Consider the following 15,211-nt stretch of genomic DNA (forward strand, 5'->3'; position numbering starts at 1 on the left):
TTTGCCATTCACGTGGATCGTCGGGATGACGCATATTTTTGTCCCCATTCGGCGACCGGCCCCAGCGCCCGATTCAATTCCCGACCGGCCGGCGTCAGCGAGTATTCCACACGCGGCGGTACCTCGTGAAACACCTCGCGGCGCACGATGCCGTCCGCCTCCATCTCGCGCAATTGCTGGGTCAGCATTTTCTCGGTGATGCCATCGAGCAGCCGACGAAGTTCTCCCGTGCGCAACGGCTTGGCATGCTCACACGGCGTCCGACGAGGGAAATCGAATACGGCTTGCCTTCCCCCGTTACTACGCAGGCGCCCCGCGCACGTCAATATCACGTCTTTCGCCAATTTGGCTAATCTGAACGGAGGGAACGAGAGACCGCCGTTGCGGGGCTGAAGATTTTCGCGTGATCGACCAAATCGTCATCGTCGGCTTTGGCTGTATCGGGCAGGCCGTGTTGCCGCTGCTGGAGCGCGCATGGCCACGGGCTGCCATTACCGTGGTCGATCGGCTGCTGGACGATCGCCGTCGCGAGCTGGTCGTGGCGCACGGGCTGCGCGCGGTGCAGGCCCGCATTACCGCGGACAATTTCCAGACGGTGCTCGCCCCGTTGCTGCGCCCTGGCGCTTTTTTGCTGAGCGTCGCGCCCGCTGTCTGCAGCCGCGATTTGATCGCGCTGGCGCAGTCTCGCGGCGCCTTCTATGTCGATGCCGGGGTCGAACCCTGGGACTATGCCGACGACGCGCACGCCTCGCAGCTGAGCAATTACGCGTTGCGCGAAGCAATGCTGGCGTTCGCCCGGGGCCGCCAGACGCAGCCGACGGCGCTGGTGGCCCATGGTGCCAATCCAGGCATGGTGTCGGTGTTGGCCAAGGCTGCGTTGATGGAGCTGGCCGGCCGCGCCGGGCTGAAACAAGCCGCGTTCCAGGATCGCGCGGGTTGGGCGGCGCTCGCGCGCAGTCTCGATGTCCGTGTGATCCAGATCAGCGAATACGATAGCCAGCAAGTCCCCGGCTTTCCGCGCGACGGCGAATTCGCCAGTACCTGGTCGGCGGAGGGCTTCATCACCGAATGTCTGCAGGATGCCGAACTGGGATGGGGCACGCACGAACCCGCGCTGCCATCCGGCGGCTATCGCCACAACTTCGGCTGCGGCGCGGCGATCGGAATCGACCGGCCCGGACATCGGACACGGGTGCGTTCGTGGTCGCCATTGCACGGCGCCTTCGACGCCTACCTGATCACGCACAACGAATCGATCTCGATCGCCGCGTACCTGACCGACGATGCGGCCGGCCAGCCGCTCTACCGGCCCACCGTCTACTACGCCTACCGCCCCACCGACGCCACGCTGGCCTCGATGCAATGGCTGGACGCCCGCGCCGCCCCACGCGTGCGCAGGGTTCGCATCCTGCGCGACGAGATCGTCGGCGGCGAGGACGAGCTCGGCGTGCTGCTGCTCAGCGGGCGATATGGCGGCATCTGGTACGGCTCGCAACTGGGTATCCAGCGAGCGCGCTCGCTCGCGCCATACAACTCGGCGACCAGCCTGCAGGTGGCGTCGAGCCTGGTGGCCGGGATGCGGTGGGTCCTGTCGAACCCGCGGTGCGGCGTGGTGGAGTCTGATGCAGTGGACTTCCGTTCGGTGCTTGCCGATGCGGCGCACTGGTGGGGGCCATTGGGCGGGCATGCAACGGACTGGTTGCCGAAGCCGGGGGCGACGTCGCTGGCGTTTGGCGATTTCCTGCTGGACGAGCCACTGCCCTGATAGCGTCGACGCTCCGCATTCCCAAATATTCCATTACGTCATCCAACACGGCCGGAAAAAACGATGCCTTGGTCAAACCATGGCCAATTCAATGGTATTGGCGCAAATCGACCCCTGCATTAACTGGTGTATATTGCGCCGATTCCCGGACCATCGCCAATTTGCTGGGTTGATTAGCAATTCCGCCCATATCGAATGCGATTGCCGCAACGGCTGCGTGTCGGCTTGCAAGGCAATACCGTTGTCATTCGGGAACGCGCCGTAAATCAACGCATTTGGATCCGGAAAAAATGACAAATCTCTTGGGCCATGCCGCGATCCCCCCGCGGCGACAACTGCCGCGGCCGGGCCAATGGCTGCTGTTGCTGTCCCTGTGCTTTCTGTCACTGCTGTCCGCGTGCGGCGGCGACGATGACGACGATAAGCAGGCGACGACCCCAATCCCGACCCAGCAGGCGCCCGCCGGCATCAGCTACGGCATGTCTTCGGTCGTCTACGAAGTCGACAAGCCCATCGTGCCAAATCGTCCCAGTGCGAGCGGCGGTGCGGTCGAGCGCTACAGCATCGCACCGGCGTTGCCCGCCGGCCTGGTGCTCGATGCGGTCACCGGGGTCATTTCGGGCACGCCCACGGCAGTCGCTCCCTCGACCGTCCATGTCGTCACGGCCGAGAACGGCGCCGGAAGCGCGACGGCCAGAGTACAGATCGAAGTGCGCAAGACTGCGGTGGCGCCAAGCCAGCTGGCTTACCGGGAGCCCGCCGTCGTCTACACGGTGGGCGAGCCCATTGTCGCGAACGGACCCAGCAACGGTGGCGGGCCGATCGATGCCTACGCCATTACTCCGGCGCTGCCGGCGGGGCTGCTGTTCGATACCCGGACCGGCGTCATCAACGGAACGCCGACCGCCGCGGCCGCCGAGGCGAGCTATACCGTCACCGGCCGCAATGCGGGCGGCCAGACGACCGTGACGTTGCGCATTGCCGTGGAAGCGGCCATCGTGGCGCCTTCCAGCCTGGCATACAGCTCACCGGCCGTGCTGTACGTCGCCGGCGAGGCCATCGTCCCCAACGCGCCGATCGTCGCAGGCGGTGCGGCCGCGAGCTTTACGGTCAGTCCGGCGTTGCCGACGGGCCTGAGCCTGAATGCGCAAAGCGGCGTGATCGCCGGAACCCCAACGACGATCCAGTCGGAAGCGGTCTACACCATTACCGCCTCCAATCGGGCAGGCAGCACGGATGCGCAAGTGCGAATCGCCGTGACCGGGCGCGGAAGCTGGGTGGCGGCGAGCTCCATGCCGACAGCCCTCCATTACCTGACGGCGACGACCCTCCTCAATGGCAAGGTATTGGTGGCCAGCGGCCACGGGACATCGGGACCGACCGGAGCGGCATTCCTGTATGACCCCGCTACGAATCTCTGGGCCGCCACGGCCAACATGGCCAATGCCCGCTATGAAGCGACGGCTACCCGGCTCAAAGACGGCAGAGTGCTGGTGGTCGGCGGCTCGGATAGCCCCTCGGCGGAAATCTACGATCCCGCCACCGGCACGTGGCAGGCGGCCGCGAGCCTCGCGCAGGGGCGCACCAGGCATACGGCGACGCTGCTGCCGGATGGCAAGGTGCTGGTCATCGGTGGCACCACAGGCGGGACCGGCGTGGTTTCGACCGCCGAACGGTACGATCCCGCGACCAATACCTGGACGCAGTTCACAACCAGTCTGGCCTATCCCCGCGGCCAGCACGCGGCGACGCTGCTGCCGGGAGGCACCACGATGCTGGTCGTCGGCGGCATCGGACCGATCGGATCGCTGCCCGCAGCCGAGCTGTTTCCCGTGAACGATACCGGCACGAGTGCGCCCGTGCCATTCCCGGGCGGGGCGAGCGTCATCGCGTCGTCGGAGCTGTTGAGCAACGGCAAGGTGCTCGTCACTGGCATGGGAAGCACGGCATGGCTCTACGACCCCGTCACCTCGACATGGACCTCCAGTGCCATGAATGCAGCGCGTGCACTGGCCACGATGACGCGGTTGGCGGACGGCAGGGTGTTGGTCGCCGGTGGAGGCAACTCCGTCCGGCTGGCCAGCGCCGAAATCTACAACCCCGACGCCAATGTGTGGACCGTGGCGGCATCCATGTCGGTGGCACGCAGTGCGGGCGCCGCGACGTTGCTTCTGGACGGTAGCGTTCTGATGGTTGGCGGTTCCAGCAACAGCAGCCTCGACGCCGTGGAGCGATATCGCCCGTGATGGTCGGCGCTTGCGCCGGTCCCATTGGCGACAAGAATACGCGGCGTACCAATCAAGGCAATCTCATGACTACCGCTCACGTTTTCATCGCCACCAGCCTGGACGGCTTCATCGCACGCCCCGATGGCGATATCGGCTGGCTCCTGCAGCGAGACGATCCCGACGAAGACCATGGCTACACGGATTTCATTGCGGACAAGGATCTGATCGTGATGGGGCGCGGCAGCTATGAAAAGGTGCTGACGTTCGACGCATGGCCGTATGACCGGCCTGTCCTCGTGCTGTCCGCACGGTTGGCGGGCACACCGGTGCCCGCGGCGCTGGAGGGAAAGGTCCGCTTCTCCAATCGGACGCCGAAGGACGCGATGGAGGAATTGGCGCGCGAGAACGTACGTCGGGTTTATGTCGACGGCGGGCAGCTGGTGCAGTCGTTCCTGCGCGATGGCCTGATCGCGGACATGGTGATCACCACCGTTCCCGTTCTGATCGGGTCGGGAAGGCCGTTGTTCGGGGCGCTGCCGCACGACATCGATCTCGCACTGGTATCGAGCCGCAGTTTTCCTTCCGGGCTGGTGCAGTCGACTTATCGCGTGGTGTCTTCGATGGCCTGAGCGGGCCATAAAAAAAAGCCCGACCGGTGAACGGTCGGGCGTCTCGCGTCTTTGGAAGACGCCGCCTTGCTGCGGCGGCGCTCAATCTGACATCGAATCAAACATCGATATTCCGCGCCACCAACGCATTCGACTCGATGAAGTTGCGTCGCGGCTCCACCTCGTCGCCCATCAGCGTCGTGAAGATCTGATCGGCTGCAATCGCATCCTCGATCTGTACCTTCAGCAGGCGGCGCTGCGTGACGTCCAGCGTCGTTTCGAACAGCTGCTCGGGGTTCATCTCGCCCAGGCCCTTGTAGCGCTGACGCGAAACGCCGCGCTCGGCTTCCGACAGCAACCACTGCATCGCGCCGTGGAAGTCGTTGACGGTCTGCTCGCGCAGCTTCTCGCCTTCGCCGCGGCGGACCTTGGTGCCGACCGGGATCAGGCCCTGGAAGGTCTTGGCGGCGAGCGCCAGCGCGGCGTAGTCGGCGCCATGGACGAAGTCGGAATCGATGTGCGACAGGCGCACGTTGCCGTGGTGACGGCGGGCCACCATCAGGCGGTGCTTCTCGTTCTTCTCGTCGAACTGCGCGTAGACGTCGGCGGTGCCGTCGTCATTGACCGCGGCGCCGTTCAGGCGCTTGGCGTGCATCTCCGACAGCTTGGCCTTCAGCGCGCGGGCCGAGGCTTCGGCGGCTTCGGCCGAGTCGAGGTTCAGTTCGACGCCGTCGGCGATCGCGCGCAGCGCGTCGCTGTCGACCACGCGCGACAGGCGGCCGATCACCGCTTCGGCGAGCTGGTACTGGCGCGCCAGTTCGGTCAGCGCTTCGCCGGCGATTTCGCTGCCGTCCGGGCGCAGCAGGCTGGCCTTTTCCATCGCCAGGCGCAGCATGTACGCGTTCAGCTCGTTGTCGTCCTTGATATAGCGCTCGTCCTTGCCGTGCTTGACCTTGTACAGCGGCGGCTGCGCGATATAGACGTAGCCGCGCTCGATGATGTCGGGCATCTGCCGGTAGAAGAAGGTCAGCAGCAGCGTGCGGATGTGCGAGCCGTCGACGTCCGCATCGGTCATGATGATGATGCGGTGATAGCGCAGCTTGTCGAGGTTGTAGTCGTCCTTGCCGATGCCGGTGCCCAGCGCGGTGATCAGCGTCAGCACTTCCTGGCTCGACAGCATCTTGTCGAAGCGCGCGCGCTCGACGTTCAGGATCTTGCCCTTCAGCGGCAGGATCGCCTGGAACTTGCGGTCGCGGCCCTGTTTGGCCGAGCCGCCTGCGGAGTCGCCCTCGACCAGGAATAGTTCGGACAGCGCCGGATCGCGCTCCTGGCAGTCGGCGAGCTTGCCGGGCAGGCCCATGCCGTCGAACGCGCCCTTGCGGCGGGTCATTTCGCGGGCCTTGCGCGCGGCTTCACGCGCGCGTGCGGCGTCGACGATCTTGCCGCAGATGATCTTGGCGTCGTTCGGCGTCTCCAGCAGGAAGTCGGACAGTGCCTTCGATACCAGTTCCTCCACCGGCAGCCGCACTTCCGACGACACCAGCTTGTCCTTGGTCTGCGAGCTGAACTTGGGCTCGGGCACCTTGACCGACAGCACGCAGGACAGGCCTTCGCGCATGTCGTCGCCGGTGGTTTCGACCTTGGCCTTCTTGGCGATCTCGTTCTCTTCGATGTACTTGTTGATGACGCGCGTCATCGCCGCGCGCAGGCCGGTCAGGTGGGTGCCGCCATCGCGCTGCGGAATATTGTTGGTGAAGCAGAGCACCTGCTCGTTGAAGCCGTCGTTCCACTGCATCGCCACTTCGACGACGATGCCTTCCTTCTCGGCATTGGCGTAGAAGATGTTCGGATGCAGCACCGACTTGGCGCGATTGATGTATTCGACGAAACCCTTCACGCCCCCGGAAAAGGCGAAATCCTCTTCCTTGCCGTTGCGCTGGTCGGTCAGGCGAATATGCACGCCGTTATTGAGGAACGACAGTTCGCGGATGCGCTTGGACAGCACCTCGTAGTGGAACTCGACGTTGGTGAAGATGGCCTCGTCGGCGAGGAAGTGCACCTCGGTGCCGCGCTTGTCGGTCGGGCCGAGGACCTTCATCGGCGAGACTTCGACCGGCTGGCCGTCCGGACCGGTGACGGTCTCGACGATGCGGTTCTGCACCGCGCCCTGGGCGAACTCGATGTAATGCGCCTGGCCGTCGCGGCGCACCGTCAGGCGCAGCCACTTGGACAGCGCGTTGACGCAGGACACGCCGACGCCGTGCAGGCCACCGGAGACCTTGTAGCTGTTCTGGTTGAACTTGCCGCCCGCGTGCAGCTCGGTCATCGCGATTTCCGCGGCGCTGCGCTTGGGTTCGTGCTTGTCGTCGAACTTGATGCCGGACGGAATGCCGCGGCCGTTGTCGATGATCGAGATCGAGTTGTCGGTGTGGATCGTGACCTGGATTTCCGTGCAGTAGCCGGCCAGCGCTTCGTCGATGGAGTTGTCCAGCACCTCGAACACGAGGTGATGCAGGCCGGTGCCGTCCGAGGTGTCGCCGATATACATGCCCGGCCGCTTGCGTACCGCCTCCAGGCCTTCCAGGATCTGGATCGAGGAGGCGCCGTAGCTGTTTTCCTGTTGCGGGTTCTGCTCTTGGGTCATGTTTTCCTACTCACGGCAAATACGGGGAGCGCGGCGCGCCGGGTCACGACGCGGCCATCGGCCCTCCGCATGGCGGTTACATAAAAACGGCAAAGGGGCGGATCGCCATGATCCTGCCCCTGCTACTGCGGGTCGGTCGCAGGGGCTGTTTGCCCGCTGCGAGAGCCGTAGCCTGCCGTTCGATGCTCCGGATTCTGCGTATCTTGCGATCCTTTACCGGAACATCAGATGCGCATCGGCATGACGACGTACTTGAAGTTGTCGTCTTCCGGCACGGTGATCAGCGCGCTCGAATTCGAGTCGCCGAGGCTGACCTGGACCTGCTCGCTCTTGAGGTTGCCCAGCACGTCGAGCAGATAGGTCACGTTGAAACCGATATCGAGCGCATCGCCCGAATAATCGAGTTCGAGCTCTTCCTGCGCCTCTTCCTGATCGGCGTTGGTCGAGCTGATTTTCAGGGTGTGCGTATCGAGAATGCAGCGCACGCCCTTGAACTTGTCGGTGGTCAGGATCGCGGTGCGTTGCAGCGCCTGCTGCAGCTTGATGCGATCGATCGCGAAGGCGTTCTTGTAGCCCTTCGGAATCACGCGCTGGAAATCGGGGAACTTGCCTTCGACCAGCTTCGAGATCAGCTCGACATTGGCGAAGGTGAACTTGATCTGGTTCGCGGCCAGCTGCACCTGCACCGGATCGTCGTTGTCCTCGAGCAGGCGTTGCAGTTCCAGGATGGTCTTGCGCGGGATGATGACTTCCTGCCGTGCGCCGGCGCCCGCCGCTTCCTGTTCGAGCTCGACCGCGCAGTAGGCGAGGCGGTGACCGTCGGTGGCGACCGCCATGAGCTTCTTGCCGTCGACCACCAGCAGCATGCCGTTCAGGTAGTAGCGGATGTCCTGCTGCGCCATCGCGAAATGCACCATCGCCAGCAGATGCTTGAAGGTCTTCTGCGGCAGCGTGACGCTGGCGTTGAATTCGGTGGCTTCCGCGACCGTCGGGAATTCCTCCGCGGCCAGCGTCTGCAGCGCGAAGCGGCTCTTGCCCGATTGCACCGTCATCCGCTTGTCCGACAGCGACAGCGCGACATCGCCGTCGGGCATCGCACGCAGGATATCGAGCAGCTTGCGCGCGGCCACGGTGGTGGCCACGTCGTCGTTGCCGACGCCGCATTCGGCGTGCGTGGTGATCTGGATTTCGATATCGGTGGACAGGAAGGAGACGTTGGCGCCGGACTTGCGGATCAGCAGGTTGGCCAGGATCGGGAGGGTGTGGCGGCGCTCCACGATGCCGCTCACGATTTGCAGCGGACGCAGCAGATTGTCTCGCGAGGTTTTGACCAATTGCATTGAATATGTCCTTCGTCGTTTATAGTCAGCGTCCGCCGGGTGTCTTGCGCAACTCCAAAATCACTTAGGAATCAAGGAGTTAATGTCGCATTTTACCTCGGATCGGGCGGCTCGGCAAAGCCGGACGATGTGTTTGCTCGTGCGCATATTGTGCATCAAAAGCCACGATCCCCCAACCATTGCCGATCGCCCGCAAAGCCTTGTCCCGCGCGGGTTTGCGGGCTGCCGCCGGGCATTCTGGCGTCCCGCGGCAGCGCGCGGCGCGCAGACCACAGTATGCCAGCCCGCCGCAGCGGTCCCGCAAAATCCCCGGCGCCGGGTTTTCAACCCTTCAGGGTCTGTTCCAGAACGTGCAGTTCGTGATTGAGCTGGGCGTCCTTGCTGCGCTCGTCGGCGATCTTGCGCACCGCGTGCAGCACGGTGGTGTGGTCGCGTCCCCCGAACAGCTCGCCGATCTCGGGCAGGCTCTTCTGCGTCAATTCCTTGGCCAGATACATGGCGATCTGCCGCGGCCGCGCGATATTGGCAGGCCGCTTTTTGGAATACATATCGGCGACCTTGATGTTGTAGAAGTCGGCGCAGGTCTTCTGAATGTTTTCTACCGAAATCTGCCGGTTTTGTACGGTCAACAGGTCCTTCAGCGCTTCGCGCGTGACCTCGATCGTGATGTCCTTGCCGTGGAAGTTCGAGAACGCGAGGATCTTGCGCAGCGCGCCTTCGAGCTCGCGTACGTTCGAGCGCAGATGCTTGGCGACGAAGAAAGCCACTTCCTCGGGCACCGAAACATTTTCCGCCGCGGCCTTCTTCATCAGGATCGCGACGCGCATTTCCAGTTCGGGCGGCTCGATGGCGACGGTCAGCCCCGAATCGAAACGCGAGATCAGCCGGTCGTCGATGCCGGTGATTTCCTTCGGATAGGTATCGCTGGTGATGATGACCTGGGCGCGATTGGCGATCAGCGCCTCGAACGCATAGAAGAATTCTTCCTGCGTCCGGTTCTTGCCGGAGAAGAACTGGATGTCGTCGATCAGCAACAGGTCGAGCGAGTGGTAGTAGCGCTTGAACTCGTCGAAGGCCTTGCGCTGATACGCCTTGACCACATCGGAGACGTACTGCTCGGCATGGATATAGCGGATCCGGGCGCGCGGGTTCTCCATCAGCATGAAGTTGCCGATTGCGTGGATCAGGTGAGTTTTGCCCAGGCCGACGCCGCCATACAGATAGAGCGGGTTGTAGGACTTGCCGGGATTGTTGGCCACCTGGATCGCCGCCGCGCGCGCGAGCTGGTTTGCCTTGCCGGTGACGAAATTGTCGAAGGTCAGGATCGGATTGAGCCGCGAGCGCTCATGCACCGTGTCGGCCGGCTGCTGGCCGGGCATCGGCTGCTGCGCGACCCGATACGAGCGGGCCGCCGCTTCGGCCGGGTCCAGTTGCGGCACATCGACATCGACGACGTCGGCGCCGATCGCCTGGCTGCCGCCGGAGTAGGGCGCAGCCGAAGGATTGCCCATGCCGCCGCCGATACCGCCGTGCAGCCCGCCGTGGATGCCGCCATACGCGGCCGGCGCGGCCACGCCGGCACCGGGCTGCTCCGGCGCGCCATACATCAGCGCGCCCGGACCAGGCGCCTGGCCGCCGTGCGCCGGCGGCTGGCCCATCGCCTGGCCGGCGCCGTAAGCCGGCGCCAGATGGGCGGCCGGACCCGCGCCGCCGGGGGCGGCCGGATCCTGGGCAGGGCCGTACTGGCCGGCCGGATTGCCGGCGGCGTGATAGCCGTTCGCCGCCGCACGTCCCGACGCGGTAGGGTCAAGGACGAAGTGGACGCTTACCTGCGCTTCCCAGTACTCGCAGGCGAGCGCGGTGATGCGCCCCGAGAACTGGCTCTTGACCCAGTCGAGCTTGAAGCGGTTGGGCGCGGCGATGCGCAGCGACAGGGCGTCCTCGTCGAACGCCACCGGCGCGAGCGGCTTGATCCAGGTTTTGAACTGTTGAGGCGTCAGTTCGCGCTCGAGCTGCGCGGCTGCCGCCTGCCAGAAATCTTGCATCGGTTGTTGTTGGGTAGTGCCACGGCTGCCTGTCGTCACGTCAGCAGTCTTTCGAGTCCCAATAAAAAAGGGCGCCGCTGTCTCCCGAGTGCCGGCATGGCGGCTACCGCAGCCGGCCTGTCGGGTCCCCCGCCCGCCAAGCCGCCTAACCGTCATGTCCTGCACACCTCGGGTTGTGCGTGCGCCACGCAGGCCGTGTTGTGTTTGGACCGGGATTGTACCCCCCGCCCCAAGTTATCCACAAAGGATAAGTCTGTGGACAACTTGTGAAAATTCGGTGGATGACTGTGCACAACCTGCAAGCTGGCAGCGCCGCAGTCGGCACTTATAGAGGCCAATCGCTTGATTTGAAAGGGGATTGTCCTTCGCATCACGCGAAAAATGCGTCGGTTAGGTCACCCTAAAATGTGCATCGCACCACTGTGGACAAGAAAAGCCGCCCAATGGCCGATACGCGCACGCCCGCAACGGCCTCCCAACACAGCAGCCTTGACAGGCGCGCCGAAAATCCGTTAAATGGCGGGTTCTGCGATGCGGCAGGGGATCACGTATGCGCATCGCCGGGTCTGACCCGCTTCATAAGCGGCGGCGGGCCTGAGCTCGGGTCGCCCGCGCCAGCCGCGCGGTCATCCCGCCCAGCCTGCGTCGCGAGACCTGTATCGCGACACCCAAGGCCGGCGTCAGGTCAGCTTCAGGACAATCACAAGCGTCGGCAGTACCGCATCCGCGGCGGCCCCCATGCGAACCATACGCGGCAGCCACGGCCCCTACGCGGCCGGGCGCGCCCAGATCAACCAGAGAGTGCAACATGAAACGTACCTACCAACCTTCCGTTACCCGCCGCAAGCGTACCCATGGCTTCCGCGTGCGCATGAAGACCCGTGGCGGCCGCGCCGTGATCAACGCGCGTCGCGCCAAGGGCCGCAAGCGCCTGGCAGTCTAAGGGCTGGGTGACGGGACGGCGGGCCGCATCGGTGCAGCCGGCAAGCGCCGGCGCATGATGGTGGCGCCCGGCGCGGTCGTGTTCCGGCCGCCGCCCTTGCCGTTGTCCCCTCTTGCCTTGCTCTCAGGACGGCCCGGCAACGCGTGCCAGCCCAGTCTGACCAGCGTGCCGACCCATGCCTTCCCCAAAGCCGCGAGGCTCACAAAGACGGATGAGTTTTCATCCGTTTTTGCTTTGCGCCCGCGGCGCCGCAGCGCCCATTTCGTGCTTTATGTCCGCGCCAACGGCCAGCCGCAGGCTCGGCTCGGCATCGTGGTCGGCAAGAAGTTTGCGCCGCGCGCCGCCGAGCGTAATCTGGTGAAGCGCATGGTGCGGGAACTGTTCCGCCAGCGGCAGGACCAATTGGTCGGCCGCGACGTGTTGCTGCGATTGCAGGCCAAGTTTCCGCGCACCGAATTCCCCAGCCGCCGTGCAGTCCGGCTGGCCTGCCAGGCCGAACTGGCCGAGCTGATGGAAGTCGCCGCCCGGCCCCTGCCGTCCGCTCCGCCCCCTGCGCTCACCTCGCCTTCCGGCGGCTGATCGAGGGCACCGACATGAAGCCTATCCTGCTTGCCCTGCTGCGCTTCTACAAGATCGCGCTCAGTCCCTACCTGGGCTCGCAGTGCCGCTTCCTGCCGACCTGCTCGGACTACGCCCGCGAAGCCATCGTCAGTCATGGCGCCGCGCGCGGCAGCTGGCTGGCCGCCCGCCGGCTGTGCCGTTGCCACCCCTTCGCGCAAGGCGGGTATGATCCGGTGCCGCCCTCGCGCGACGCCGGCCGCCCGACGGTCAGCGTCCGGCTGCCCAGACCCTGAATTCCCAGATACAGCGAGACATGGATATCAAACGCACCATCCTCTGGGTCATCTTCTCGATGTCCCTCGTGCTGCTCTACGACAATTGGCAGCGCGCCAACGGCCACGCCTCGATGTTCTTCCCGAGCGCCTCGCAACCCGCCGCGACCGGCACGCCGGCCAGCGCCCCGCAGGCGCGCAGCGACGTGCCGAAGGCGGTGGGCGGCGCGTCCCCGACGGGCGCTCCGGCAGCCGCGCCGCAGGCGCCTGCACCGGCCGGCGAGAAGATCGTCATCACGACCGACGTGGTCCGTGCCGAGATCGATACCGCGGGCGGCATCCTGTCTCGTCTCGAACTGCTGCGCCACAAGGACGAGGCCGGCAATCCGGTCGTGCTGTTCCAGCGCAGCGCCGCGCATACCTATATGGCGCGCTCGGGCCTGATCAACGGCGACCTGCCGAACCACACGACGGTGTTCACCGCCGCGCCGGGTCCGCGCGACCTGGGCAATGCCGGTTCGCTCGACGTCGTGCTGACCGCGGAAAAGGACGGCGTGCGTTTCGCCAAGACCTACCGCTTCCAGAAGGGCAGCTACGTGGTCGGCACGCGCTTTGACGTAACCAACAACCGCGCCCAGCCGGTATCGCCGACGCTGTACATGGAACTGGCGCGCGACGGCAGCCATGTCGAACAGTCGCAGTTCTACAGCACGTTCACCGGCCCGGCCGTCTACACCGACGCGGACAAGTACCACAAGATCAGCTTCGAGGACATCGCCAAGGGCAAGGCCACCGTGCCCGGCGCCTCGGACAACGGCTGGGTCGCGATGGTGCAGCATTACTTCGCCTCGGCCTGGCTGCCGCAGACCGGCAAGCAGCACACCTTCTACGTCGAGCAGATCGATCCGAACCTGTATCGCGTCGGCGTGCAGCAGCCGCTGGGCGAGATCGCGCCGGGCGCGACGGTGTCGACCGACGCCCGCCTGTTCGCCGGTCCACAGGAAGAGCACATGCTCGAGCAGATCGCGCCGGGCCTGGAGCTGGTCAAGGACTATGGCTGGCTGACCATCCTCGCCAAGCCGCTGTTCTGGCTGCTGGAGAAGCTGCACGGCATCCTGGGCAACTGGGGCTGGTCGATCATCGCGCTGACCGTGCTGATCAAGCTGGTGTTCTTCCCGCTGTCCGCGGCGAGCTACAAGTCGATGGGCAAGATGAAGGACCTGCAGCCGCGCATGACGGCGATCCGCGAGCGTTACAAGAACGACCCGCAGAAGATGAACCAGGAGATGATGGGCCTGTATCGCACCGAGAAGGTCAATCCGCTCGGCGGCTGCCTGCCGATCCTGATCCAGATCCCGGTGTTCATCGCGCTGTACTGGGTGCTCCTGTCGTCGGTCGAGATGCGCGGCGCGCCGTGGCTGGGCTGGATCAAGGACCTGTCGGTGCCCGACCCGTTCTACATCCTGCCGATCGTGATGGCCGTGTCGATGTTCGTGCAGACCAAGCTGAACCCGACGCCGCCGGACCCGATCCAGGCCAAGGTGATGATGATCATGCCGCTGGTGTTCTCGGTGATGTTCTTCTTCTTCCCGGCCGGCCTGGTGCTGTACTGGGTGGTCAACAACATCCTGTCGATCGCGCAGCAATGGCAGATCAACCGGATGCTGGGCAAGGGCAAGACCCCGGCGCCTGCCAAGGGCTGAGCCTTTTCGGCGCCGCGCAGTACGAGAAGGCCCGACGCGAACGCGTCGGGCTTTTTTTCTTTGGGCGATCGTCGGACCAAGACGACCATGCGCCGCATCGAGCCAGCCCGTTTCCTACACTGTAGCCAGCATGGTTCTCAGCGGGCCGGCGCGAGCCGCCACCCCGACATGGCGACATGGGCAATCTCACACTGAAACGCCGGATGCGCGCGCTCGACGCCTTTGCCGCGTTGGCCGCCGCCGATCTGGAGCGCATCGCCAACGCGCTGCGTGCGCTGGACCGGCGCGACCGGCCCGACGACCTGCATGCCTTGCGTGTGGCGATCCGCCATCTGCGCGCGGTGCGCTGGGTCTTCGCGCCTGCCCTGCCGGGGGCGGTGGCGGCCCGCTGGCGGATCGTGCTGCGCGATCTGATGCGGGCCACCGGCCCGGTGCGCGACTGGGACGTCTTAATCGCCGACACATTGCAGCCCGCGCTGTCGCGCCAATCGGGCGATCCGGTGCTGCTGACGCTGCTCGACGACGCCCAGTCGAGGCGCGAGGCGGCGCGCGCCACGCTGCTGTCGGTGCTGCATGCCCAGCGCAGCCAGACCTTGCCGGTGCTGAGCGACGATCTGGCCGCGTTGCGGCATCGCGCGGTCGACGGCATCCCGGGCAAGGCCGCCAATGCGCCGTTGGCCCGGCTGGCGCGCCGGCGCGTGCGCAAGGCCCGGCGCAGCGTGCGGGCGCTGAAGGCGCGTTGGCGCGAACTCGGCGCGGAAGCCGACAGCATGCAGCTGCCGGCCGCCGAGGTGTTGCACGCGCTGCGCGTCGCCGGCAAGCGGCTGCGCTATGCGATCGAGGCCGTCGGCCCCGTGCTGCCAGGGCGCTATACCGGTCGCGTCCATCGCAAGCTGGTTGCGCGGCAGGCACGACTGGGCGCGCAGACCGATGCCGCCAGCGCCCGGGACTTGCTGACCGCGCTGCTGTCCGGCCAGCAAGCCGAGAATCCAATCGAGCAGCTCAAGACGGCCGAGATGGCCGAAACGGCGCTGACGCAACCGTCGTCCCGGCCGGTGACGAGCCATCTTGTGGCGCCGGCGCCGCGTTGATCTGCGACAAT

The 15,211-nt window shown here is 65.3% G+C and carries 12 protein-coding genes; 8 read left to right on the top strand and 4 right to left on the bottom strand.

Features of this window, described 5'->3' with window-relative positions:
• Positions 1 to 8: 8 nt before the first annotated feature.
• On the bottom strand, positions 9 to 332 hold the full coding sequence (locus J5T34_RS15740) for a winged helix-turn-helix transcriptional regulator (RefSeq protein WP_347880660.1): 324 nt from the start codon (positions 330 to 332) through the stop codon (positions 9 to 11).
• A 71-nt stretch (positions 333 to 403) separates the two neighbouring features.
• Between J5T34_RS15740 and J5T34_RS15745 the strand changes: the two genes are divergently transcribed.
• From J5T34_RS15745 to J5T34_RS15755, 3 genes are all read left to right on the top strand, one after another.
• Positions 404 to 1,765, top strand: coding sequence for a saccharopine dehydrogenase NADP-binding domain-containing protein (locus J5T34_RS15745; protein WP_208580552.1), 1,362 nt, complete (start codon positions 404 to 406; stop codon positions 1,763 to 1,765).
• A 290-nt stretch (positions 1,766 to 2,055) separates the two neighbouring features.
• The gene (locus tag J5T34_RS15750; protein ID WP_208580554.1) at positions 2,056 to 4,011 is read left to right on the top strand and encodes a kelch repeat-containing protein; all 1,956 of its coding nucleotides are present in this window, start codon (positions 2,056 to 2,058) and stop codon (positions 4,009 to 4,011) included.
• Between the two features lie 65 nt (positions 4,012 to 4,076).
• Entirely contained in the window at positions 4,077 to 4,622 is a 546-nt protein-coding gene (locus J5T34_RS15755) for a dihydrofolate reductase family protein (RefSeq protein ID WP_208580672.1), read from the top strand.
• Between the two features lie 97 nt (positions 4,623 to 4,719).
• Here J5T34_RS15755 and gyrB read toward each other — a convergent pair whose 3' ends face one another.
• The 3 genes from gyrB to dnaA form a co-directional block, all read right to left on the bottom strand.
• A complete protein-coding gene (gene gyrB / locus J5T34_RS15760) occupies positions 4,720 to 7,245 on the bottom strand; it encodes a DNA topoisomerase (ATP-hydrolyzing) subunit B (RefSeq protein WP_208580556.1) in 2,526 nt (841 codons plus the stop codon).
• A 224-nt stretch (positions 7,246 to 7,469) separates the two neighbouring features.
• Positions 7,470 to 8,585, bottom strand: coding sequence for a DNA polymerase III subunit beta (gene dnaN, locus J5T34_RS15765; RefSeq protein WP_208580558.1), 1,116 nt, complete (start codon positions 8,583 to 8,585; stop codon positions 7,470 to 7,472).
• Positions 8,586 to 8,908: 323 nt separating this feature from the next.
• The gene (dnaA, locus tag J5T34_RS15770; protein WP_208580560.1) at positions 8,909 to 10,630 is read right to left on the bottom strand and encodes a chromosomal replication initiator protein DnaA; all 1,722 of its coding nucleotides are present in this window, start codon (positions 10,628 to 10,630) and stop codon (positions 8,909 to 8,911) included.
• 808 nt (positions 10,631 to 11,438) lie between these two features.
• Here dnaA and rpmH point away from each other — a divergent pair.
• From rpmH to J5T34_RS15795, 5 genes are all read left to right on the top strand, one after another.
• Entirely contained in the window at positions 11,439 to 11,573 is a 135-nt protein-coding gene (gene rpmH, locus J5T34_RS15775) for a 50S ribosomal protein L34 (protein ID WP_006578231.1), read from the top strand.
• 165 nt (positions 11,574 to 11,738) lie between these two features.
• The gene (gene rnpA / locus J5T34_RS15780) at positions 11,739 to 12,152 is read left to right on the top strand and encodes a ribonuclease P protein component (protein WP_208580674.1); all 414 of its coding nucleotides are present in this window, start codon (positions 11,739 to 11,741) and stop codon (positions 12,150 to 12,152) included.
• A gap of 14 nt (positions 12,153 to 12,166) precedes the next feature.
• The gene (gene yidD / locus J5T34_RS15785; RefSeq protein WP_208580562.1) at positions 12,167 to 12,427 is read left to right on the top strand and encodes a membrane protein insertion efficiency factor YidD; all 261 of its coding nucleotides are present in this window, start codon (positions 12,167 to 12,169) and stop codon (positions 12,425 to 12,427) included.
• Between the two features lie 20 nt (positions 12,428 to 12,447).
• Entirely contained in the window at positions 12,448 to 14,109 is a 1,662-nt protein-coding gene (yidC, locus tag J5T34_RS15790) for a membrane protein insertase YidC (protein WP_208580564.1), read from the top strand.
• Positions 14,110 to 14,285: 176 nt separating this feature from the next.
• Positions 14,286 to 15,200 carry a CHAD domain-containing protein gene (locus tag J5T34_RS15795; RefSeq protein WP_208580566.1) on the top strand — a complete coding sequence of 305 codons (915 nt, stop codon included), beginning with the start codon at positions 14,286 to 14,288 and terminating at the stop codon, positions 15,198 to 15,200.
• Positions 15,201 to 15,211 lie beyond the last annotated feature (11 nt).

Origin of the sequence: Cupriavidus gilardii (assembly GCF_017598945.1) — a bacterium.
Classification (GTDB): domain Bacteria; phylum Pseudomonadota; class Gammaproteobacteria; order Burkholderiales; family Burkholderiaceae; genus Cupriavidus; species Cupriavidus gilardii_E.

Excerpts from the sequence above, each read along its gene's own strand:
- J5T34_RS15750 (WP_208580554.1), top strand. The coding sequence starts at position 2,056 with ATGACAAATCTCTTGGGCCATGCCGCGATCCCCCCGCGGCGACAACTG.
- yidC (WP_208580564.1), top strand. The coding sequence starts at position 12,448 with ATGGATATCAAACGCACCATCCTCTGGGTCATCTTCTCGATGTCCCTC.
- J5T34_RS15755 (WP_208580672.1), top strand. The coding sequence starts at position 4,077 with ATGACTACCGCTCACGTTTTCATCGCCACCAGCCTGGACGGCTTCATC.
- J5T34_RS15795 (WP_208580566.1), top strand. The coding sequence starts at position 14,286 with ATGGGCAATCTCACACTGAAACGCCGGATGCGCGCGCTCGACGCCTTT.
- gyrB (WP_208580556.1), bottom strand. The coding sequence starts at position 7,245 with ATGACCCAAGAGCAGAACCCGCAACAGGAAAACAGCTACGGCGCCTCC.
- rpmH (WP_006578231.1), top strand. The coding sequence starts at position 11,439 with ATGAAACGTACCTACCAACCTTCCGTTACCCGCCGCAAGCGTACCCAT.
- dnaA (WP_208580560.1), bottom strand. The coding sequence starts at position 10,630 with ATGCAAGATTTCTGGCAGGCGGCAGCCGCGCAGCTCGAGCGCGAACTG.
- yidD (WP_208580562.1), top strand. The coding sequence starts at position 12,167 with ATGAAGCCTATCCTGCTTGCCCTGCTGCGCTTCTACAAGATCGCGCTC.
- dnaN (WP_208580558.1), bottom strand. The coding sequence starts at position 8,585 with ATGCAATTGGTCAAAACCTCGCGAGACAATCTGCTGCGTCCGCTGCAA.